At 30.4% G+C, this 23,754-nt stretch carries 23 protein-coding genes and 1 pseudogene; 18 read left to right on the top strand and 6 right to left on the bottom strand.

Going from position 1 to position 23,754, the window contains the following annotated elements:
• The 3 genes from B3040_RS19055 to B3040_RS19065 form a co-directional block, all read right to left on the bottom strand.
• Positions 1–242 (bottom strand): hypothetical protein (locus B3040_RS19055; RefSeq protein WP_291576771.1); only part of this gene is annotated, 242 nt, incomplete at its 3' end.
• Between the two features lie 110 nt (positions 243–352).
• Positions 353–568, bottom strand: a complete 216-nt coding sequence (locus B3040_RS19060) for a hypothetical protein (protein ID WP_291576772.1) — start codon at positions 566–568, stop codon at positions 353–355.
• Positions 569–659: 91 nt separating this feature from the next.
• Positions 660–1,154: a ferritin family protein gene (locus B3040_RS19065; RefSeq protein ID WP_291576774.1), complete on the bottom strand. Its 495-nt coding sequence runs from the start codon at positions 1,152–1,154 to the stop codon at positions 660–662.
• Positions 1,155–1,383: 229 nt separating this feature from the next.
• Between B3040_RS19065 and B3040_RS19070 the strand changes: the two genes are divergently transcribed.
• From B3040_RS19070 to B3040_RS19090, 5 genes are all read left to right on the top strand, one after another.
• Positions 1,384–2,403 carry a Wadjet anti-phage system protein JetD domain-containing protein gene (locus B3040_RS19070; RefSeq protein ID WP_291576776.1) on the top strand — a complete coding sequence of 340 codons (1,020 nt, stop codon included), beginning with the start codon at positions 1,384–1,386 and terminating at the stop codon, positions 2,401–2,403.
• Positions 2,384–4,003, top strand: coding sequence for a hypothetical protein (locus B3040_RS19075; protein ID WP_291576778.1), 1,620 nt, complete (start codon positions 2,384–2,386; stop codon positions 4,001–4,003). The genes B3040_RS19070 and B3040_RS19075 overlap by 20 nt, the downstream gene beginning before the upstream one ends.
• A 7-nt stretch (positions 4,004–4,010) precedes the next feature.
• Positions 4,011–4,724: a DUF6063 family protein gene (locus B3040_RS19080; RefSeq protein WP_291576780.1), complete on the top strand. Its 714-nt coding sequence runs from the start codon at positions 4,011–4,013 to the stop codon at positions 4,722–4,724.
• Position 4,725: 1 nt separating this feature from the next.
• Complete coding sequence (locus B3040_RS19085; protein ID WP_291576783.1) at positions 4,726–9,048, top strand: hypothetical protein; 4,323 nt, start codon at positions 4,726–4,728, stop codon at positions 9,046–9,048.
• A 564-nt stretch (positions 9,049–9,612) separates the two neighbouring features.
• A complete protein-coding gene (locus B3040_RS19090) occupies positions 9,613–10,452 on the top strand; it encodes an alpha/beta fold hydrolase (RefSeq protein ID WP_291576785.1) in 840 nt (279 codons plus the stop codon).
• Between the two features lie 331 nt (positions 10,453–10,783).
• Here B3040_RS19090 and thpR read toward each other — a convergent pair whose 3' ends face one another.
• The gene (thpR, locus tag B3040_RS19095) at positions 10,784–11,335 is read right to left on the bottom strand and encodes an RNA 2',3'-cyclic phosphodiesterase (RefSeq protein ID WP_291576787.1); all 552 of its coding nucleotides are present in this window, start codon (positions 11,333–11,335) and stop codon (positions 10,784–10,786) included.
• Between the two features lie 398 nt (positions 11,336–11,733).
• Here thpR and B3040_RS19100 point away from each other — a divergent pair, with 398 nt between their 5' ends.
• On the top strand, positions 11,734–11,901 hold the full coding sequence (locus B3040_RS19100) for a hypothetical protein (protein WP_291576789.1): 168 nt from the start codon (positions 11,734–11,736) through the stop codon (positions 11,899–11,901).
• A 117-nt stretch (positions 11,902–12,018) separates the two neighbouring features.
• Here B3040_RS19100 and B3040_RS19105 read toward each other — a convergent pair whose 3' ends face one another.
• Positions 12,019–12,657, bottom strand: coding sequence for a pentapeptide repeat-containing protein (locus B3040_RS19105; RefSeq protein WP_291576926.1), 639 nt, complete (start codon positions 12,655–12,657; stop codon positions 12,019–12,021).
• 4 nt (positions 12,658–12,661) lie between these two features.
• Complete coding sequence (locus B3040_RS19110) at positions 12,662–13,771, bottom strand: DEAD/DEAH box helicase (protein ID WP_291576791.1); 1,110 nt, start codon at positions 13,769–13,771, stop codon at positions 12,662–12,664.
• Positions 13,772–14,230: 459 nt separating this feature from the next.
• Between B3040_RS19110 and B3040_RS19115 the strand changes: the two genes are divergently transcribed.
• From B3040_RS19115 to B3040_RS19170, 12 genes and pseudogenes are all read left to right on the top strand, one after another.
• The gene (locus B3040_RS19115) at positions 14,231–14,428 is read left to right on the top strand and encodes a cold-shock protein (RefSeq protein WP_017416437.1); all 198 of its coding nucleotides are present in this window, start codon (positions 14,231–14,233) and stop codon (positions 14,426–14,428) included.
• A gap of 394 nt (positions 14,429–14,822) precedes the next feature.
• A complete protein-coding gene (locus B3040_RS19120) occupies positions 14,823–15,686 on the top strand; it encodes a GNAT family N-acetyltransferase (protein ID WP_291576793.1) in 864 nt (287 codons plus the stop codon).
• Positions 15,687–15,886: 200 nt separating this feature from the next.
• Positions 15,887–16,537 carry a class I SAM-dependent methyltransferase gene (locus tag B3040_RS19125; RefSeq protein WP_291576795.1) on the top strand — a complete coding sequence of 217 codons (651 nt, stop codon included), beginning with the start codon at positions 15,887–15,889 and terminating at the stop codon, positions 16,535–16,537.
• Between the two features lie 317 nt (positions 16,538–16,854).
• Positions 16,855–17,472 (top strand): DUF1062 domain-containing protein, encoded by a 618-nt coding sequence (locus B3040_RS19130; protein WP_291576798.1) that lies wholly within the window; start codon positions 16,855–16,857, stop codon positions 17,470–17,472.
• Positions 17,473–17,682: 210 nt separating this feature from the next.
• On the top strand, positions 17,683–17,976 hold the full coding sequence (locus tag B3040_RS19135; RefSeq protein ID WP_291576800.1) for a CD3324 family protein: 294 nt from the start codon (positions 17,683–17,685) through the stop codon (positions 17,974–17,976).
• Positions 17,977–18,254: 278 nt separating this feature from the next.
• Complete coding sequence (locus B3040_RS19140; protein WP_291576802.1) at positions 18,255–18,551, top strand: CD3324 family protein; 297 nt, start codon at positions 18,255–18,257, stop codon at positions 18,549–18,551.
• Positions 18,552–19,040: 489 nt separating this feature from the next.
• Positions 19,041–20,417: pseudogene (locus B3040_RS19145) on the top strand (ABC transporter transmembrane domain-containing protein); the annotation flags it as partial.
• Between the two features lie 18 nt (positions 20,418–20,435).
• Positions 20,436–20,645, top strand: coding sequence for a hypothetical protein (locus B3040_RS19150; RefSeq protein WP_291576932.1), 210 nt, complete (start codon positions 20,436–20,438; stop codon positions 20,643–20,645).
• A gap of 52 nt (positions 20,646–20,697) precedes the next feature.
• Positions 20,698–20,841 carry a hypothetical protein gene (locus B3040_RS19155; protein WP_291576804.1) on the top strand — a complete coding sequence of 48 codons (144 nt, stop codon included), beginning with the start codon at positions 20,698–20,700 and terminating at the stop codon, positions 20,839–20,841.
• 34 nt (positions 20,842–20,875) lie between these two features.
• A complete protein-coding gene (locus B3040_RS19160; protein WP_291576806.1) occupies positions 20,876–21,646 on the top strand; it encodes a nucleotidyltransferase domain-containing protein in 771 nt (256 codons plus the stop codon).
• A 193-nt stretch (positions 21,647–21,839) separates the two neighbouring features.
• Complete coding sequence (locus tag B3040_RS19165; RefSeq protein WP_291576809.1) at positions 21,840–22,460, top strand: GNAT family N-acetyltransferase; 621 nt, start codon at positions 21,840–21,842, stop codon at positions 22,458–22,460.
• 259 nt (positions 22,461–22,719) lie between these two features.
• Positions 22,720–23,607: a DUF2785 domain-containing protein gene (locus tag B3040_RS19170; RefSeq protein ID WP_291576811.1), complete on the top strand. Its 888-nt coding sequence runs from the start codon at positions 22,720–22,722 to the stop codon at positions 23,605–23,607.
• Positions 23,608–23,754 lie beyond the last annotated feature (147 nt).

A 23,754-nucleotide genomic window follows, 5' to 3' on the forward strand; every position in this document is an offset into this window, starting at 1 on the left:
CAAAAAATAGGGTCTAGTTCAAAAGGCACGCTTTTTATTTGTTGTGTAGCTTCAATTGAAGTATTTTGAACTTTACTATTCAACTGCTTCTTGAAGATGGAAAGTTGCTTTTTGAAATTTAGTTGTTGGCATAAAAAATACCTTCCTTTCCTTTGGCTAGAGTATAATTGTGGATTTTGGGCGACAAAAAAGACACCTGTTGTGTTTGTACCGTAATCAGATTTACGTGCAAAGCACCACATGTGTCGTTAACTCAAGCATATTATTTAATTTCTTAGAGATTATACTATAAAATTTTCTAATAAGTCAATGTAATTACTTCTAAACTTTAAGTAGTTAATTAACTAAAAAATTAAAATCTATTGTAGCATTTGGGAAAGGGATGTATATCTTGAATTTCATCAAAGGTATAATGTTTTGTTGCAAATTGTGCATGATATAAGTATTCAAGTAAGTATATTTCTCCATTTTCTACAGAGCAAAGAATGCCTGAAACTCCTTGGCCATTTGCTAGAGAAACCCCTACAGGTTTGTTTATTAAAAACTCTAATTTTATTTGCCATGGCATGGTGATCACCTCCTGATAAATAGTATATTCACCTTTAAGAGAAGGGGAACCAATCAGGAGGCAAAACTAACAAAAGGAATACTCGTAGCTATTAGAAAGGAGCATAACTTTGTTGTGACCACCATTGATCAAGTAAATTTTCATATTCTCTAGAGAAGATTTCTAAATGTTGCTTTTCCCAACTTGCTAAAATTTTATAAAGTTCTTTAGCTTGTTTAATAGAAGTATTTTTTGCTGAGTTTTCATAAAACTCCACAGCAGCTTTTTCAGTTTGAATTGCTATGCCGAATACTGAAACAGCAATGGTTGCACTTTCCCTATCAAGGTTATCCCATCTAAAGATCCTTGGTGATGGAAGTGGCTCTATAATTGATAAATTAAAATCATCCTCTTTATCATCCTTTATTTTTTCAAAAAGAGTCTTAAGCCAAGTAATATGTTTTACTTCTTCTTCAGCTAAAGAAAGAAATTCATTTTTAACTTCTTCAGCGATTCCTTCCTTTGCAGCAGCTAATTTATAAAACTCTGCTCCCTCAACCTCATTAATTATTGCTTGTTTTAATATTTGAAGTTCTTTAATATCCATAGAAAAACACTCCTTATTTATTATAATAATCATTATTCTTTAATAAATTATATCTCTTAAACTTATTATATCACTATATAATGAATTTACAAGATAATTATCCAAGATAAACCAGTTAAGAACAATAAAATTTAGTTTGTTTCACCTGTAATTATATTATTTCACCTAGGACTAAAATTAACCTTTTCATTGAAAAATACTGTATAATAAACATAAAACATGCAAAAAAATGGGGTTGATTATCATAAAGTCTGTCTATAATATTGGTAAAAAGATTATTACAATTTCTGAAATACAAGAGTACTTTAAAATAGAAAACTACTTAAGTCTGGTTGAACTAATAAAAACTGAAGTGGCTAAGGGAACTTTAAGTGGGGTTGACAAAAGTAAGTTTAATGGAATGGAACCACCACTTTATAATAAGTATAGGATTAAGCTCAAAGAGGAAGATTTATCTCACCTTGAAGAGGAAATAAATTATAGTTTCCCATTAAATTTTAATAGGGAGTACTATCTTAAAAATCTTAAGAAATATGAAAATCATAGAGAATATGTAGAAGCCCTCATTGATTATTTTAGAAATAAAAAAAGTGAGCTACAAATTCCAATGTCCATAAATGAAAGAAGCTTTAGAATTTGGGGACTTGAAAAGTTCTTAAAAGAAGGTTGTGGACAAAGCATATTACATAATGTAGGTTTGAGTATAAGTGACTTAAATATTTACACTACTCCAGAGCCCTTTGTTTATTATTCTTTTAGAAAAAACCAAAATCAAAGGGTTTTAATTCTTGAAAACAAGGACACTTGGTACACCATGAGAAAGCTAATGCTAGAAGGACAGCATAGTTTTTTGGGGGAAGCAATAGATACAATTATTTATGGTAGTGGTAAGAATATAGAAAAATCCTTGGAGGATTATGAAGCTACTGTAGAGGAATATCTTTTTAACCCTTCAAAACTTTTATATTGGGGAGATATTGATTTTGAGGGTATTGGCATCTATGAGAGATTAAAGCAAAGATACTCTGCTACCTTTAAAATAGAGCTTTTTAGAAATGCTTATATTTCTATGGTCAATCTAGCAGAAGGAAGAGTTTTGCCTCCATGTAGTGAAAAGCAAAATAAAAATATAGATGTGGTATTTTTGAAAGAGTTAGAGCCCTATGAACATAGGATTTTAAAGCTGTTAGAAGCAGGGGTTTACATACCACAGGAAATAGTAAATTACAGTGAGCTTAGAGAGGAATGAATTAATGTACGATTTTTTAAATAACTTTCATAAGAGAATGGAAAAGCTTTCTTACTCCTTTTTAATTGATAGTAAGGTTTCCACTTTGACTACCTTTAAAGATAAGTTTACACCCTTAGAGCTAATAAACTTAGTTTATAGTTTAATGTGCTTTGTACTGGATAAATCCCTTAAGGATGAGGAGTGTACCCTGAGCTCCATGTCAAGTCTTTTAGAGGATTTAGTGGTTGGTTATTATGATAAGACCCTTCAGGAGGAAGAGGCTTACAATATTACTCATTTTATTGTTTACAAGATTTTAAGAAATGATGGAAAACCTTTTGTTTTCACTACTTTAGATTACTCCACTGGGGAGAAAAAAACCTTTGATTTTCATCTTCTTCAGCAAAAAACTTCTAAGAAGGATAACAATAAAAGTACTTTTCACTTAACGCAAGAGGGGTACAGACTTTTACTTGGGGCCCTAGAGGTAGATGAAAAAACTCAAATTGATATAAATCAAATGGTATTAGAACTCAGCTTGAAGAAAAAGAACTTTGCACAAGGACTTTTAGCCATTGAAAATATAAATAACCTTATAACTGCTCAAATTAATGTGGTAAACAATTTTATATATAGAACCAGAGAAAATATTTTTTCCATTGAGCAAAGGAGTTTTGAAGAAAACTTTTTAAAGAATATTGATGTTTTAAAAGAACAGAATAATAAGTTTGATGAACTAAAGGAAATTATCGTCTTAGAGGAAGAAAGACTCAGCTTAGCCACCAGTGAGCTTCCTAAGGAAACTTATGAATCCTTGAGGCAACTAGGAAAAATAAAAGAACTTTTAACAAATATTTCTTATAAAGCTTCAGAGTTAATCACTGGTCATTTCCAGTTTAAAGAGGAATACAAACGGGCTTTAGAGGAAGCAAGTTTTTATTATAATAATAAGAGAATTAGCATAAAAGAAGATTTAGTAAAGCCACTAGAGAAAAATCCCGCAGCTTTAGGAAGTATTTATAAGCTTTTTAATCCACTTCTTAATGTTAAATTACCTAAAAGCTTTAATATTAACTATATGCTAAAAGAACAAAAACTCCTTACAAAAGAAGAGGAGGAAGAGGAAACTTTTATGGATATAGAGGAAAGTGAAGATAAAGACCTAGTTGAGAAGCAGAAAAATAGGGAAGAGTATAAGAGCATTGTAACCACTGTTTTAGAATTTTTAGTTAGTAATAAAGATACTGACTTAAAAGCTTTAGTTCAACTTTTTGAAAACAAAAGCACTGAAGAGTATTTGAAACTTGTTCCTTCAATTAGAAAGTTTTCAGAGGTTTTTATCGAACTTTTAAGAATTGGAACCATAGATGTTCAGGAAATGATAAGGGAACAAGAAAACACTTATGACAATGAAGAAATTGAGTTTGATTTAAGAAAACTATTGGTTGACGATATACAACATAAATATAGCCATAGTTCATTTAACACTATGAATTTTTATAAGTGCAGTAATGGAGAAAAAATTACAATAAAAGAAAAAACAAATAACACTTCACAACAGGAGTTTGTAACAATAGAAACTTTAAATTGCCCAAATATTATTATGAAATTGGAGTAAAAAAATCATGTATATATTAGAAGATATAAGGAAAGCAATGAGATTATATAATTATCTTTTAACCCATGGAGAATTATCTGCAAAAGAGGATAAAGAATTATTTCAATGCTTTAGCCATAGTAAAGTAAGAGAAATCCTAGAAGCTTTTGAAGAAGAAGCTAAAGTAAGGATTAAAAAGTTTGATGACACAATTTATTTTATCCCAGAGGTGGACAATGACTTTTTAGGGTATAAGAGATTAGAATTGAAAAAAGAAATATTTCCAAAGGGTGAAATGAAAAACATAGATTTATTTTTAGCTATGTACATAATGATACAACTTACTTCTGAGTTTTACGGAGGCACTGGGAAAAAAGTAAGTTTAAGAGACATAATTCAATTAGGTGAGTTAGATGAAAAGATAACGGAAAGACTAGAGCTTTTTAAAGATATGGAAGATAAATCATTGGATGAAAGCACAGAGCTTGCAATGACAGATATAGCAAAATACTGGTTTAACCTAATTAATGAAGATGATGCCACAGCCTTTAGAACAAGAAGATGGTATATAAGTCAAGTGATGAATTTCATGAAAAAAGAGAACTTAATTAATATACAGGATGACACCGTGATTATACCTACCGCTAAGTTTAATAGATTAGCCACTAATTACTTCTTAGATTTTCAAAGACTTGAGGACATCAATAGAATACTAAGGGAAAGCACTATGATGGGGGAGTAGCATGCCAAAGTTAAATAAAACTAGGATAATAAATTTAAATTACAATGATGGTAAAAGAACCATTTATGATGAGATTTTTGATTATGGACAAGGTAGGAATACCTTATTTTCCATGGAAAACGGCATAGGCAAAACTGTGCTTATACAATTCTTCCTTCAGCCTTTTATAAGAAATAAAAGAGAACTGGCAGGAAGAAGCTTCGAGGATTACTTTACAGGTAATGCACCCACTTACATACTCCATGAAATAGCTTTAGAAAATGGAGAAAAACTTCTTGTAGGAATGATAATTAAAAAGGATAACTCCGAAGAAGATAAAAATAAGCTGAGAATTCTCACCTTCTTAAATAGGTATTCCATAACAAGTGATTTTGACTTAATTAATGCACCCTTTGTAGAGGGTAAGAGGATATTAAAGTTTTCAGAAGCTGAAGAGAAAATAAAGAAATACAAAAGTGGGAAGTTGAATTTTAAGTATTTTAACTTCAATGATAGCAGTAAAAAAAGTGAATACTTTGAAGAGCTAAGAACTTATAAACTAAATTATAAGGAATGGGAAGATATTATAAGAAATATAAACAATGATGAATCTGGACTTTCCAATTTATATGACAAGCATAAAACCGATGAAGCTCTTGTAAGAAATGTGATAGTACCTCTTATTGAAAGTAAAATAAATGGAGAAAAAAATATTATAGAAGCCCTTAAAACAAATTTAAGTGCTTACATAGAAAATTATAAACAAAATAAGGAATCCTTTGACCAGGTAGAGGTTTTAAAACAATTTACCTATGAAATGACTCCAGTATTAGAACTTTTAAAACAGGGAGGATTAAAGGAAGAGGAAAAACATAGCTTATATAAAACTCTTTCATATATTAATAATGCTTGTGAAAAGGAGCTTTCAAAAAAATCCAGAGAAAGGTTTCAGCTAGAAGAACTTATTGAGGAATTAAAAGGAGAGCTAAAAAGAGTTTCCTACGAAGAATATTCCTTAAATTACTATAAACTTCAAGAAGAACAGGAAGTTTTAGAAGTAACCCTAGAACAACTTAGGGACAAATTTAATAATAAGGATGGAAAAAGAAAAGAACTTCTTAAAGAGAAATTTGTACAAGAAGGAGCAGAGGTTTACGAGGAGATTTTAGACAAAGAAGCAGAGCTGGCACAGGTTAGAGAAAGAATAGCTAACTATGAAAAAGATGACTCTGAAATTGCTCAAAACATAAGAAATTACAAATTTTCCCTAAAAGGGATTTATGAATTAGAGGTTCAGGAGTTAAAGGAAAGTGAAATTCAGTTTTTAGAGGAGAAGGAAAAGCTGAATAAGAGTCTTAAGGAAAATGAAGAGCAACAAGGTGAAATGTCCTTAAACCAAAAAGAAAATCTAATAGCAATTACAAAGGCCGAGAGTGTTGTAGAAAACTTTGAAACCTATGAAGCAGATTTTATAGTGAAATATGCGGATTTTGATTTAGTAAGAAATCCTTTGTTAAAAGAATATGAGGATAAGGAACTAGAAGACTTTAATGAAGCCATTGAAAACAATATATGTGATAATTTAAAGGCAGAAGAAGAGCTAAAAAAAGAGAAGTTAGCCTTAGAAGTTGAAAAAGAAAACCTAAGAAAAGCTATTGAGGAAATTAGTGAAGATTTAAGCTTAAACAAAGAAAAACTAAGCTCTAAGAAGAATGAGTTAGGCACTTTTGATAAGGAAAGTAGTAAAATTATCGAGGTTTTAAGGATTAAAAATCTTCCTCTAAATATAGCAGGAGAAAAGGAGAAACTGAAACAGTTAATTATTAATGAAACTCTTAAGCTAGAGGAAACCCTCACTGGTGAGGAAAAGAAATTAAGAAATATAGAAGACACTATACATAGGTATGAAACGGGGCTAATCCAGCTACCTAAGGAGGTTTTAGAAACCTTTGAAAATAAGGGGATTTCCTTTGAGTATGCTTTAAATTGGCTTCAAAATTACAAGGGAAGCAAAGAAGAAAAGGAAGCTTTAATAAAGGAAAATCCCTTCTTTCCCTATGGAATCCTTTTAAGCAACAAGGATATAACCTTATTAAAAGGTGAGAGCCTTGAGGTGTACACCTCTATTCCTATTCCTATAATAAATAAAAGTTATTTAAATAAGAGCATAAAGGTAGAAAAAAATCATGATGTGCTAACCCTTGAAAATGCAGAATTTTTACTAGCTTTTAACAACCTTTTAATAGATGAAGAAAAAAGAATTCAATTAATAAATAGATTAAAAGGGGAGGAAAACCAGCTACAGGAAGAAATCCAAAATATTAAAAAAGCCATAGATAGAAATAAGGGCTATAGCTTAACCTTAAGGGAATACCCATACCTTGGGAATGAAAATGAAATATTAGAAGAAGAAATTAAGACCTTAGAGGAAAGAATTTCAAAACTTCAAGAAGAGTCAAGAACAAAGGGTGAAGCCTTAGTAAATAACGAAAATAAAACAAAGGCTGCAGAGAAACAGCACAGTGACCTTGAGAAAAGTTTAGTTTATCTTAAGGAAAAGAAGGATAAATTTAACCACTTTAAAAAAGAATATAGTAACTTTAAAGATAATAAAGTTAAACTTCAAAGTCTTAAGAAACTTCAGGAGAATTTTAAGAAAATAGAAGAAGAATTAAAGGTGGAAAACAAAGACCTATACAATTCACTAACAGAAATGGCAATTAAATTAGACAATCTTAAGAAGACAATTAAAGATGCAACATCGAAGTTAGAGCTATACAAAAGTGCTAAAGAAGGCGTAGTTATCAAGGAAGAAAAAAATATCCTAGAGGGAAAACTTTTATCCTGTGAGAAACAACTAGGAGAAGATAAAAAGAGAGATAAAAAGGACGAGGAAACCCTACTTAAGGACTTAGAAAAGCAAAACTCAAGACTTAAGAGAATCATAAGTGATGGCGGTTTAAGTCAGGAGTACAAGAAAATAAGTTTTTCAGAAGAAACTTTAGAAGTAGTAAAAAGCAAAATCAAAGCCTTAGAAGGCGAGCTAAAAACTTTAAACGAAGAAACAACTAAGGTAGATAAGAACATAGGCATAATTGAAAGTAATAAGAGTTTTCAAACGGAAAATATGGAGAAGTTAGGCTATAATAATCCCTTGACGAAAGAGGAAATAAGGGATTCTAACTTTAAAGGACGAGAAAAAAAGATTAAAGAAGATTTAGGACAAAATGACTTTATAATAAAAGAATATACTAAAGAAATAGAAAAACTAAGAGTTTTAAAACAAAAGCTTGAAGAGTACAAAGGAAATTATAATGAGGAAGATTATAAGGAGTTTAACTTTGAAAACCTACAAGCAGCAAGCAAAATAGTCTATGAGTATATAGCCTCTTATAACATTCTAAAACAAGAACTTCAAGGCTTAGAAGCTCAAATAGTTAAGGACATAAATAGAATTTATGAAACCTACAGGGATAAGAATAGACTCATTAAGGAGAGGATTTTCAGCTACCTGAACAAAGAAAATAAGCTGGAAAGCTCCAACGAAATAGAGTACTTCCTGGAAACTGTTCAAAGGAAAATCAGTACCCTAGAATTAGAACTAAACCATATTAAAGCTGAAGAAGAAGTTGTAATAAATGATATTTTAAGATATGCAAAACATATTTTAGATGAGCTTAAAACCATAGATAAGAAATCTACTATTAAGCATTTAGGAAAAACAGAAAGACTACTGCAAATAATCCTTCCAGAAGAAGTAGAAGAGGAAGGCTTAAGGGAATACATCAAAGATAAGGTTAACTTTTATGGAACTATGGAAGATTACAAAGCTTTACTAGATAGCGACATTGAAAGTTCAGAGCTATTAAGTAAGCTTATAGGAAATCTAAATAGAATCAGAGTAGAAATTAAAAAAATTGAGAAAACAGGTCTTACCAGAAAAAGCTGGAAGGATGTGCTGTCACAAAACTCTGGAGGAGAAAAGTTTGTATCCATGTTTATACTTCTTTCAAGCCTTATGTCCTATATGAGAAAAAGAGAAGGGGACATAGATAACAAGGAAGAAAAGAAAGTAATAATAATGGATAACCCCTTTGCCAAAACCAACGCAGAGCATCTGCTAGAACCCATGTTTCAAATAGCTGAAAAGTATAACATTCAGCTACTTTGTTTCTCAGGAATAGGAGGAAGCTCAGTTTACAATAAGTTCGATAAGATATATGTGGCTAAGGTAATTTCTGATAAATTTAGAAATAAGGAAAATGTATCCTTCAAAGCAGGAAGTGAAGAAACCTTAGAAATGTCGGACTTTACTATAGGTAAAGAACAGATATCTATGTTTTAGTTGGGGGATGCCATAAAGAATCACAAGAGCATTTATACAGTTGAAGGATTTATAAGTTAACATAAAAAGGGTCTCATACATTATGTATAAAGCCCTAAATAATATGAAAGCTATGGATAACAGATAAGTAAATACCTGTTACCCATAGCTTTATTCTTTTAGGTTAACTCCATAAATAAGCACACAATCTAGTTTTCCGTTTTCTTCTTTGCTAGCCATTAGGGTTATCGCTTTTATTGAAGTAGAAATTCTTTACAAGTTATTGAGGGAGTTTATTGGTTATGTAAATAAACAACTATTTATTTTTGTGTAGTAATCGTTAACAAAGTGTTTATTTGTAGCTGTTTTTATTATGTGGTAATATATAGTAAATTTATTTTTAAGTTAATCTGTGATAATGACTACTTAATTGAAAAACTTTATTTTACACTGATTAGCTACAGGGGTTAAAGTAAAACTTATGGCATGCATCTTTAAAAACTTTTAAGGGAAGTTGAACATATTTATGCATTAGTTAAACTTTAAGTCAGCTTCTTTATAAATCCAGAAGGGGGATATGGGTTAATGAAAAGAAAAAATCTATCAATTATTTTAATTATTGTAATTTTATTAGTAGCAGTTGGTGTGTTTGGAGTTATGAAGCATAATAAAACGCTACAAGCTTCTAAGACTGTTAATGGAAAAATTGACATTGGAGGTTATGGACTAAATGTAAAGGTTGAAGGAAAGGGAAAGCCTATAGTGATTTTTGAATCCGGGTTAGGTGGAGGTTATAGTGATTGGGCAAGGGTGCAACCAGAAATTGCTAAGATTACAAGAACCTTTTCCTATGATAGAGCAGGTCTAGGTGGCAGTGATAAAAGTAAACTGCAAAGAACAGCTTTAAATCAAGTAAAAGAACTTCATGGACTTTTAGAAAATTGTAAAGCTAAGGGCCCTTATATAATAGTGGCACACTCAATTGGCGGTCTAAATGCAAGACTCTTTGCAGATGTTTACCCAAATGAAGTTGCAGGAATTGTTTTTGTGGATTCTTCCCATGAAGATATGCTTAATATCTTTACAAGTAAAGCACCAGAAGAATATGAAGCTATGAAGGCTCAGTTTTCATCTCCAGAAGGGACTTTTGAAGATCTACTAAAAAGCACAGATCAAGTAAGAGAAGTAAGAAAAAAGGATGCTCTAAGAAACATACCAATTATAGTACTTTCAGCAGATAAAAGTGCTATGGAAATTCAAGATCCAATAATTAATGAGTGGCCTAAGCTTCAAGAAGATTTAGCTACCTTATCTGATAAAAGCAAGCACCTTACTATAAAAAATGCCAGTCACATGCTTCAAAATGATAATCCACAAGCTGTAATAGATGCAATTAAAGAAATTATTGAAACAGTAAAAGAGTAATTCAGTGGATAATAAGAGGCTTTTTATCATAATATCCATCAAACTCTGAAAAGGACTAGGGGGATTCTATAAATTAAAGTTTTTACTATCAAATGAGTTCCTTTAACAACATTTTGGAAGCTTCAAGTCTGCCATCTACTAAAGTGGCAGTTGCTCAGTCTAGATAAGTTGCTTTGGTAGCAGTCTAAATCTGCTTCCAAAGTTGTTAACAAAATGAACTTGTTCATTATTTAATTTTATGGAGAAGTTCCTTCAGGATAATTGAAGGAACTTTTCTACATTTCTTTTACAACTGTATATCCATAAAGTAAAGTGGTGAAGCATTTAAAAGTTAGTTTAATTCCTTTAGGTTAACTTTATAAATAGGCACACCATTTAACTTACCATTCTCTTCTTTACTAGCCATTAAGGTTATGGCTTTTACTGGAATAGAAATTCTTTCATACTGGGTTAAGTTGTTAGCCACTATAGAATTTGGAGGCAGTTCTACTCTGCGACCCAAAGTTATATGGGGCATAAAAAACTTATCATAAAAGGGGAGCTTAGCTTCTTTTAATAGAGTGGAAAGTTCTTTGTGAAGCTGAGAAAGCACTGGGTTTTCTTCTATTCCAATCCATAAAATATTTGTCTTCTTTCTTGTAAAAATACCTAAGTTACCTACTAACAATTCAAAGGGATTTACCTTTAAAACTATCTTATCTAGCACCTCTTTTATTTTTTCAATTTGAAGATCATTAGCTTCACCTATAAATCTTATGGTCATATGAAAATTATTCTTTGTTGTAAAACTGCCATGAGTGCAGTGTTTTTTTATAGAGCAGGTTATTTTATCAAAATAATCCTTAACCTTATTTTCAAAATCTATAGCAATATAAACTCTCAAGATTTTATCTTCCTTTCCTTTAAACCATATATTCTAATAAAGTTTGTGCACTCATAATTAAGGTTTTATTGAGACTATCATTAGTAAGATGAATCTTTATTAATGGAAAATATCTATGATAATTATAATTCATATTTAGGAAAGGATGAAGAGGATTTTATAAGTAAGCTGTTGTTAAGGGATATATATTTAGGATTAAATAAGGTGAAATTAAGTATTGGAATTTAAAGTGTACTCTCTGTAGCTACTAATTGAATCATTGAAAAAGAAGGAAGTTTTTGCTTTATAGGAAATCAGAATTATATAAGGGGACCCAAAATTAAAATAGATTAGGTTTATCATTTGGTGAATTTGGTATATAATATCTATATAAATAGGTTTTTCAGGAGGTATTGTATATGGAAAATAAAGAGACTAGTTTATATGATATTTTTCTAAACTATTCCTATAATGATATTATGAAGTTATTTCAAAAATCAAAGACTAAAGAAGAACAAGATTTTTATGTAAATTTAGCGAATATGATATTGCAGAGAGAACAGAAGAAAGTTATAGGTAATAAGTAATAAGTAGTAAAATTACAGTAATTTTACTACTTATTTTTATAAATATAATAAAAACTTCAAATGGAAAAAAGTTTCATTTGAGATATTCTATATATTAGGCTCAGTTCTTAAGATTTCCTACATATTCTTCAAAAATTTTATTATATAACTTAAGGTGTAAAATTCTCTATCAACCTTTGTAACAATTAACTTTAGTCCTGTAATTATTGTTTCTTCAGTAAAGTTTTCTAGTAGAAGCATAATATTTAAGGTATTTAAGCCCCCGTCTTTTGTATCAAGAACTCGTGATTTCTTTACATATTTGTTTTCCATAGCTGTTAAAATAGCAGCTCTTAATTCTTCACTGATTTCAAGTTTAGGCATTTCTTCAAAAATTCTGATGCCAGGAGTGTTTACGGTTAGTTTTTTAGCTTTGCTTATATCAGTAGATAAAAATATTGTATTTATAAATTTGGCATCCTTGAAGTTAGCACCTTCTAATTTAACTGAGTCAAAAATAGCATTTTCAAATACTGCATTTCGAAAATCACTGTCTTTTAAATTTGTTCCAATAAATTCTGCATATTTAAAGCTGCATTTAAAGAATTTAGTGGATTTAAAATGTGCTCCTCTAAAGCTTACAAAATCAAAAATTGAGGCTGTAAAGTCGCAGTTATAACAGTTGCTTCTCTCTAGATTTTTGTACATGAAATTTTTATCTTTTTTCTCTATATTATTGTAGTTGAAATTTCCAGTAGTGGTTTTATTTATAGACATAGTTCTATTCACCTAATTCCCTTCTCGGTATTTTAAATTTAATAGCTTTTTCAATTTCTTCAAGTCTAAAGCTGTCTTTTGGGTCAATGAATAGGCAGGTATAGCCTTCCTCTCCAGCTCTTCCCGTTCTACCAATTCGATGTATATAGCTTTCTACGCTTTCAGGTATGTCATAGTTATATATATGGCTGACTCCGCCTATATCAAGGCCTCTAGAAGCCACATCTGTTGCTATTAAGTATTGGAAATCTCCCTTTTTAAAGGCTTTCATTATTCTTTCACGTTTTGATTGAAGGATGTCACTATGGAGCTTTTCACAGTTGTAGCCTCGTTTATATAGTGCTACCTCTAAATCATCTGCTCTTCTTTTAGTTCTGCAAAAGATTATAGCCATATATGGATTATCTTCATTGAGCACAGTGCACAGAGCATCTTGTTTTCTTCTATCTGTAGTTTCTACCACCTGCTGCTTAATAGCCTCAAGAGTTACTTCTTCTTTATTTATTGTTACTGTTGAAGGTTCTTTCATGTATCTATAAGCCAGTCTTTTGACATCTGAATTTAAGGTTGCAGAGAAACAAAGGGTTTGGTGCTTTTTAGAAGTTTCTTTAATTATTGACTCTACCTCATTTTTAAAGCCCATTAAAAGCATCTGATCTGCTTCATCTAGTACAAAGGTTTTTAATTTACTCAAATCTATGGATTTTCTTTCAAGATGATCAAGAAGTCTTCCTGGGGTTGCAATAATAAGATGGATACCTGTTTTTAGCTTTTTAAGCTGAGATCCAACATCCTTGCCACCATAGGCAGCTAATATATTAATATCCTTAGCTTGCTTAAGCTTTAGAGCTTCCTCAGTTATCTGAAGGGCAAGCTCTCTTGTAGGAGTTAAAATCAAGGCCTGAACTGCATCCACCTTAGGTGAAATATTTTCAAAAATAGGTAGCAAAAACGCCAGGGTTTTTCCTGTGCCAGTTTGAGATTCCACTATAACATCATGTCCATCTTTTATAAGACTAATGCTTTCGGCTTGAACTGGTGTTGGCTCGGTGATACCGTTATTTTTTAATAACTTTACTATATCTTCACTGATTCCTAATTGATTAAAATTCATTATTTTCTACCTCTCTTGTTATAGGGTTCTATTTTAAAATTGTTGCTCCCACTCAATGGAAGCTCAATTATAACCTTCTACTTGACATATCTTTTAATCATATACTATCCATTAGGATTATACAAACAATTTATAAGGCAACTGAAAATAAATAATAATTTAAAGCTGTGAAAGGTATTTTAAGTTAGATAAGGAACCTATTGATGCAGTATGCTCAAAATAGGTGAGGATACTAACTTATTTATTTTTTGAAGATGCCTAAATACACAAATTAAAAAAACTTGCTTTATCTAACAATATATGTTAGTATTAACTTGTATTTAAATTTATAGTTAACAATTCAATAAAATATATTTCGGTTTAGTACTTTAAATGTATAATAGTATGATGATATGGAAATTTTATTAGTGAATTAGTTTGATGAGTTTAAAAATAATAAAATTTCGGAGGTACAGTGAGATGACTGGTACAGTAAAATGGTTTAATTCAGAAAAAGGTTTTGGATTTATTACAGGAGAAGATGGAAATGATGTGTTTGCACATTTTTCTCAAATAAAATCAGAAGGTTATAAGTCTCTTGAAGAAGGTCAAAAGGTTTCTTTTGATGTTGTTAAAGGACCAAAAGGACCTCAAGCTGAAAATATTACATCTATCTAATTTAAAATAATTTAATTAGTGTATATTTCAACCCTCAAATAGTATTCTATTTGAGGGTTTTTTACGTGGATTATGATAAGAGAAATCTAATCTTAAGTATAGGGTGTAAATGTAGAAAAAGATAATAAGAAGGTTAAGTGCTTACCTTGAGAGGTCTTATATATCTTTGAGAACACAGGTAGGAAACTGGGTAAAGAAATGCAGTTTAGTGATAAGATAATATTATGAAGTGAGTTACCTAAGTTGTATTTGGTGACTCACTTTTATTTATGAATTAAGTAGAAGGTTGTTCAAGGAACTGTATGGATGCTATTATAAAGGTGTGCTAATAAGGATTTTAGGTATCTGAAAATAATTATTGCTTATTTTTGAAGATGCCTTAAGGGGGATAGCTATGAAATATACTTATATGAAAGATTATAAGGATAATGATAAAATGCGTAAAAGTCTCAATGAATTAACTGAAAAGACTTTTGGCTTTAATTTTGAACAGTGGTATTCTAATGGTTTTTGGGGAGAAAAATATATTCCACATTCTTTGGTGGATAAGAATAAGGTTATAGCAAATGTGTCTGCTAGTATAATGAGTTTTGAACTAGATGGTATAAAGAAAAATTATATTCAAGTTGGTACAGTTATGACAGATAAAGATTATCGAGGTCAGGGCCTCAGTGGTTACCTTATGCAAAAGGTAATTCAGGAGTATAAAGAAAACTCAGAGGGAATATATTTATTTGGAAATCATAGCGTCATGAATTTTTATCCTAAGTTTGGATTTGTAAAAAGTAAAGAATATCAGTATAGCAAAGATATTTATTCAGTAAATAATGTAAAGAAGATACAGCAGGTGAATATGAATAACCGAGATAAATGGGAAGCTTTTTTCAATGCTGTAAACAATAGTATAAGTAATGATAGGTTTACCATGAAGAACCCAGGCTTAATTGCATTTTGGACAAGATGGAGTAATTCCGTTTATTACCTTCCTGAAGAGGAGGCATATATTATAGCAGAAGTTGAGGGAGAAGACCTTTTTATTAAACAAATAATAGCAAGTCATAAAGTTGACCTTGAATTAGTAATTAGCTCTTTTGGTAGTGATATAAAAAGGGTGACTCTTGGATTTACGCCTTATAACGAAGCTGGGTATAACATAAGTGAATACCACAAAGAGGATTGTACACTATTTATTCTAGGAAAAGATTTAGAAATCATAGAAAATAGAAAGCTAATATTTCCAGCTTTATCGCATGCATAAGCTATATTATAAATTAACCTTATTTGTAGCTTCCCTTAATTTATAGGAGGATTAAATGTATAGAACAAGGAAATGTTTTAGGAACCTTTAATAAGTTAGTAATATAGCAATAAAAGGATGAAATTAATGGTGTACAAGGTTTTATAAATGAATTTAAAAGCTACATATAATACAAATCATAATAGTTGGGGGATGAGAAAATGGCAATAGAGCAAATGAGCGACTTTTTTACTGCTCGTGTTGAGGGTTATGATGATCACATGATTAAAACCGTGGAAGGATGCAAAGAAGGATATATAAAAATGGCAGAACTGCTGCCAAAAGAGGCAAATGAATTATTGGATTTAGGTTGCGGCACTGGGCTAGAGCTTGATGAGATATTTAAGATTAAACCTTTAATTAATGTAACTGGCATAGATTTGACTCAAGCAATGCTGGATAAACTAAAAGAAAAACATACTGACAAGAATTTAGAACTGATTAATGAGAGCTATTTTCATTATGATTTTGAAATTTCTAAATATGATGCTGCAGTATCCTTTCAAACCTTACACCATTTTTCACATGAAGATAAGTTAAAATTATATATAAAGATTTTTAATGCATTAAAACCTAATGGAGAATACATTGAGTGTGATTATATGGTAGAAAGCCAGGAGGACGAGGACTTTTATTACAGTGAAAACAAACGAATACGAGAAGAACAAAATATACCTGAGGGTGAATTTTATCATTATGATACCCCATGTACAATTGATAATCAAATAAAGCTTCTAACTAAAGCCGGTTTTAAAATTGTAAAAATGAACTGGAGGATGGAAAACACTACAATAATTGTTGCTAAAAAGTAATTATATATGGGAAGAATTAAATGGAGCTTTGGCCTCATACTTATTTATGAAGTAAGTATGAGGTTTTGTACTTTATATAGAGATGATAAAATATATTTAGGAAAAAGAATGGAGGAATTTTATATGATGGTAGATATCTTTAGTGCATAGCAAAGGCTATTGCATTATTAAATAATGAACAAGGAATTTGTAGAGTAACTTTGGAGGCAGATTTGGATTGCGTATAAAGACAGCACCTTTGAAGCTTTCAAGATATTGTTAATAATGAAGTGAAATAGCCTTTGCTAATCCTAAAAATTTATATTGGGAGGCGCAAAATGAGCTGTTTTAAAAAACATCAATGGGAGTTAGTTCCTGAAAATTTACCTGTTGTAAAAAGGAACTGTCCTAAGTGTAATGAAAAGACAAATTATATAAGTAGTGAAAAATTTAGAGTAAATGCAAATAAAAACAACCTTGATATTTGGTTAATTTATAACTGTGAGAAATGCAAATCAACTTGGAATATGACCATATATGAAAGAGTAAAACCCAGTAGTATTAACAAGCATGAATACGAGAAATTTCTTTCAAACGATAGAGAATTAGCAAGAGAATACGCCTTTAATTTAGGTGTATATAGTAAAAATAAAGCCGAAGTGATTCTAGATAATATAAACTATAAACTAATTCAAAGAGAATCAGAGGCATATTATATAAAGAAAAATGAGCTTGTTATTGAAGTTGCTTGCAGGTATCCAATAGAAGTGAGGGTAGATAAGATTTTAAGTGATGCACTTGGAGTTTCAAGAAGCAAAATAAAAGAAATGCATAAAAAGGGAATAATATTTATTAGTGATGATAAAAACACATTAAATATGAAAGTAAGACATGGAGTGGAGATACATGTTTTAAAGGGTGTAGAAAGTATAGAAATTTTAGAGGCTATAGTATAGGCTTTTATATATTAATTGCAAACAGTTATTGAAATTATGTGGAAACCTTGATAAAATTTGTATAGTGGTATTTGAGAAAGGGGCAATGCTTTATGACAATGGATTTTTGTTATGCATAGCAGGGGCTATTGCATAAGTATAGATAAATAAGAAGTACAAAAATAGCCTTTGCTAATCCTAAAGCAATATTATATTTAGGAGGAGCATAAAATGAGCTATGCAAATGCCAGGGATATTTTCCCTGATGAGATATTAGAAATAATTCAAAACTACGTGGATGGTGAATTCATTTATATACCTAAGAAAGATGAAAATAAGATGGCATGGGGTGAACTCACTAAGAGTAAAGAAGAACTACTAAGTAGAAATACTGAAATATATAAAGATTATTTAGAAGGAATGTGCACACAAACTCTTTCAGAGAAGTATTACTTATCACGTAAAACCATACAAAGAATTATTTTAGAAAAGAGAAAATGTCAAAACATAGAATGTGCTACCTAGGTTATTTAGGTGGCACATTTTCACATTAGCATAAGATTAATAATAAGGATAATAAATAGAGGATTTTACTTGTTTATGTATAATACCTTGATAAATGGGAGGTGGAGAAAATGAATAACCTTAAATTTTATTACCAAAGCTCTAAGCAAAGACTATCTTAATGTTAAGTCTACAACTTTGTTTAGAGATATAATTATAAAGTAGATAAAAGGGCTTAACATATGGAAGTCTTTGTAGTTAATTCATAAAAATAATATGAGTTAAGGAGAGACATTGAGATGAAATATGTTAGAGCAGAAAAAATTTTACCAGAGTCAATAATAGAAATTATTCAAAATTATATAGATGGTGAATATTTGTATATACCTAGAAAAAAAGGTAATGAGAGATCTTGGGGAGAAAAAAGTGGAACAAAAGATTCCTTAAAAGCTAGAAATAAAGAAGTTTTTAAGAATTATAAACAGGGATATAGTATTAAGGAGTTATGTGAAAAGTATTATCTTTCTGAGAGTAGTATAAGAAGAATAATAAGAAGTGGAGAACTCACTTCTAAAGAAAAACAGCAGAACTTGTAGTCTGCTGTTTTATATTGCCTAGGAAATGAATTTTTAGTGGTGAAATAATATTTTAGAAGCCTTGAAATAGGGGGGCAGTCATAAATAGAAAAACAAGACATACTGTGTAGGTAGCATGCAGGGGTTACATAACGATTTTAAGTCGTATATAGAAAAACAAGTAGACTCAGTTTCTCTAAAAGGAGTTAGAAATTCATACACTTCTGCTATCTCTATACTAATGGGAAGAATTATAGTTTAATAATTAGATAATGAACAACTTCATTTGGTATAGCTGTTTTGGAAGTAGATTTGAACTATCATGTTGCAATTTAATATTCAAACTCAGTATAGAACCGTTTGTGAATATGAATAGACAACGAAATCATGTTATAATTTGTAGGTAAAAGTAGTTAGTAATGTAAACAACTGGGGTAAATGTTCATGGGGAGATAAAGCAAAAATAAGACACCTGTTGCAGTGAAGTTTTTACATAAAGGGGGAGCAGACATGAGAAAGTATTTAAAGAAGATAAGAAAAGAACTGGGGATTTTTATATTTTTAACATTTTTAAGTTATTTATTTTATTCATTAATTCCATATTACACAAAGATTTTATTTGAAGGAGAATACAAAAAAACAATAATTGGTTATACAGTGTGCCTCAGTGCCTTTGTTATACTAGCTTATTTTTGTAATATAACTCAAACTAAGTACAAGTTAAAGTTTGATAAGGTGCTGAAGGAGGATTACTTCAATAAAGTCATAAGCTTAAACTATGAAGACTTTTCAAAGAAGAAAGTGGGAGAATATATATCCTTTCAAGCCAATGACATCACAGAAATAGGCAATGATTATTTAGCACCTTTAATGGGAATTGTTACTCAAACCATAAGGGTAGTTACATATTTTGTTATTATAACCTTATCATTAGATCTTAAAGTAGGGTTAATGTTAATTGGGGTGTCATTTCTTGGAGTGTTGTTTCCAAAATCCTTAGGAACTGAAACCGCTAAAAGGCGAAATAACTATTTGGATTACCAAAAGAAATATTATTCAAAGATTGAAGAAATATTCAATGGCTTTAAGGTTATTAACTTTAGAACTAGAAATAACATTAGAAAGGAGCATAATGATAATTTAAAAAGAGTTTTAGAGGAAAGGTATAAATATGGAAAAGCTAATGGATTAATGTGGGCTTTAAATGGTTTGGGCTCTGAAAGCTTAAATTATATTACCTTTCTATACTTAGGATATTTGACCTTTAAAGGCAATATTTCTGCGGGGTTTGCTATAGCAACCTTTCAATATGCTCAAAGCTTGATGGAACCAGTACATGAAATACTTTATTATATGAACATGACTAATTCTTCAAAGGAGCTAGTTAATTCCTTTTTAACCTTTGTTGAAGGTGATAAGGAGGAAGATAAAAACACACCTATTAATGCCTTTAAGGAAATCACAATGAATAATTTAAGTAAAAGCTACGAGAACTTTAGCTTACAAAACATAAATTTTAAATTAGAACAAAACAAAAAGTATGCTCTAATTGGGTTAAATGGTTCAGGGAAGAGCACCTTGTTTAATATTCTATCAGCATATATTAAAGATTACTCTGGTGAATTTAAAGTTGATGGCAAAGCCATAAAGGAAATTGAAACAAGCTATTTAATTGGAACTATGAATCAAGAGTAATATATATTTTCTCAAAGCTTTCAGGATAATATTACTGTTTTTAATAGTTATGAAAATGTAGATAGTAATCCTTTCATTAGTGATGCTGAAAAGTTAAAAGAAAGTAATAATTGCAGGGTTTTAAGCGGAGGGGAAAAGAAGTTAATAGCCTTATCAAGACTAATTAACAAAAATACCCCAATAATCTTATTAGATGAACCGTTCTCAGCGGTGGATGAAAGCAAAAAGGAAGATCTACTCAATAAAATTTTATCCCTAGACAAAACTGTTGTTATGATAACCCATGACATAGGCGAAAATCTAAAGAGCTTTGATGAAATTTTATTTATGGAAGGTGGAAAGCTAATTTACACATTGCCTTATGAGGAGTTAAAGGATAAAAAAGAATTCAAGGTGCTACAAAATGCAGTAAATATATAAATTTGGAATAATATGGGGTATAATTAATTAGGCATATGAAAATAAATAACAAGTGAAAGATATGAAGGATATTTTCAGTTCACAAGCAAGCTTGTGCGGCAAGGAAGCAGGGGCTATTTATAGTTGGACTATTAATAGGTTCTGTGGACGTAATATAACACAAAAAGGACCAGGATACAGACTTATTTATTTTTAAAAGATGCATTAAATAGAGTTTTGGGGGTAAGGGTATGATTAATAGTGAAATCATAATTAAAAGACTTAAAGAAGAATTAGAACCTCTACAATATGTTCACGCCATGTGGCTTGAGGGGGCAGATGCTATTGGACAAGCAGATGAGTATTCTGATATAGATATTTACATTGATATTGAAGATGAACATGAACAGGAGGCAATTCATAAGGTTGAAAAAATACTTTCAAGAATTTCTGAAATAGATTATAAATATGTAATGAATCATGGTCATCCTAAGCTTCGTCAGAGGATTTACCACCTTAAGGGCAGCAGTGAATATCTTATGATTGATTTCTGTTGGCAGCTACATAGCAGGGATAAAGAGGAGTATGTATATATAAAAGGTAACACAATTGAAGCAGCTAAAGTGATTTTCGATAAATCGGAGGTTATTAGGTATAAAGATTATAAGGAAGAGGACTATAGACGGTTGAATGTAGAGGACCTGGAGGAATGCAAGTACCGCTATAGCCAGCATTGCAGAGTTACAAAATATATTCATCGAGGGATGTATCTTGAAGCTTACGCTTACTACAATAAATATGTATTAGAGCCATTAATCCATGTGCTGCGAATGATATATACACCTGCTCATGCACATTACTATCTAATTCATATTTCTCAGCATCTTCCTAAGAGTGAAGTGGAAAAACTCCAATTTTTTGCACAAGTATCATCACTTAAAGATATTGAGAATAAAATTCCACAAGCTAAAATTTGGTTTTCAGAATTAGTGGGAAGATTAAAATATTTAGGAATGGAATAAGAGAATTTTACAGAGAATATGCCAGGATATATAATGAGCTACCTAAGTTTTTAGGGGGCTCATTTTTATTTATAAATTAAGTATTAGGTTGTTGTAGTAAAAAATTCCATGCTATGATATTTATGAAGCTTGATTTAGTGATTAGTGAATAGATCATAGAATCTACCAGGTGGAATAGTTTTTATTGAAAGGAATGATAAGTGTAATGTCTAAAAGTACAACTACACATTTATATAACCAAGACTCACAAAATGTTTTTACAATAGAATGTAAAGATGTAGTATTAAGGGAATTTCAAACAGAGGATTTTCATGCAATATATAATATTACTTTACAGCCTGAAATCATTGAATTCTTGCCAGATTGGATATGGCCAAAGGAAGGCATAAGAAATTGGGTAAGTGAGTATGTAATTAAAGAAAACCAAAGATGTTTTGAAGTATTTCCTAATTTACCAAATTCCAATGAATATATTCTTCGATTAGGAATAGTGTTAAAGGAAACAAATGAGTTTATTGGCTGGATAACTTCTGGGCTAAAAGAGGAACTACCTCCGCCAAATAGAGAAATAGGATATGCAATATCCAAAGATTACACAGGCAATGGATATGCCACTCAAGCAGCGAAAGGGCTAATAAAATATTTATTTGAGAACACAAATATTGATGTGTTAAATGCTACAGCATTAACTTATAATACACCTTCAAACAAGGTATTAGAGAAAAGTGGGTTTAACTTGTTGGGAACCACAAAGATTGAGGGACACGATTATTACTATTACAAACTTTGTAAAGATCAGTGGAAATTCGAATAGCTTTAAATCTCATACTGGTGTCAAAGTGGTTAGAGATTCCAAAATAGATAAAAATCGCATAATATATAAAGCAATACCAACAGGGTGATAGATAAAGTATATGGGGGAGCTTGTCGTAATGGGAAAGTTAAATTTATAAAAAATATAAAAAATATATTTTCAATGGTATATATTGATAATATATTTAAATGTTGACATGATAATTGCGTTGTAGAGTTATAAAATATTCCAAACTAACTCTTAGAAAGGTAAGCAAATTATGAATGATATAAAAGAAAAATTAATACTTGATTTAAGAAGGATTAGAGAAAATAAGGATCGTATAAATCCAGATGAAAACATACAAGATTATGTTGACTTAATGCTTAAATACATTGGAGATACCAATTTTGAACTTCGTGAAAGATTAATTACCAGCATGTTGTGTAATTGGATCATAGATGACTATATCACAGAAGAAGATATTAAAAAAATATTTTACACTGTAATTAGAGAAGAAAACTTGTTATATGGAATTGGAAAAGAGAATGATGATTCTGTTTATACAAGAAGTATTTCTGTACTACTTGCAGCATGTATTTTGTTTAGACATTTACAAAAGAGTATTTTTAAACAGGATGAATTTGTTCTTATTAAAGATAAATTAATAGAGTATTATTCATTGGAGAAAGATTTTCGGGGATATGATCACAAAAATGGATGGATTCATACTGCTGCTCATGGTGCAGATGCACTGGGAGAATTGGCTTTATGTATAGAAACAGATGAATTAGTTCATAAAGAAATTTTAACAGTAATAAAAAAGGTTATCTTAAATGGGAGATATACATTTACTAGATTAGAGGATGAACGTATTGCTACAACAATTACTAAAATACTTAGTAGAGGGTTAATACCTTATGAATATTTTAAAAACTGGTTAGAAGGATTATGTGCTTGCTCACCAAATTTTGAAAATTGGGATAAGGAAATAAGTTCATGTTCCTCTACAAAGAAATTTTCTCCTATACCCTATAGAAAGTATAATAATATTAGAAACCTTATTCGTTCCCTGTATTTTAGATTAATACATGAGAAAGATAAAACAGAAATAACTGATGCTTTAATAGAAATTGAAAAAAGATTAAATGCCTTTATCGAAGATTAGATTACCCATTGTTAAATCATGAAATGTGATTCTACTAAAGGTAGTCCCATGTCAGAGAGGAAACATAATGATGAATCCCAATGAAGAAGATATTAAAAGCATTCTGCAGTGAGCAGATGAAATTATTTTTGAATCTATCAGAGCAAT

This window comes from Clostridium sp. UBA4548, from assembly GCF_002387895.1.
Classification (GTDB): domain Bacteria; phylum Bacillota; class Clostridia; order Clostridiales; family Clostridiaceae; genus Clostridium_J.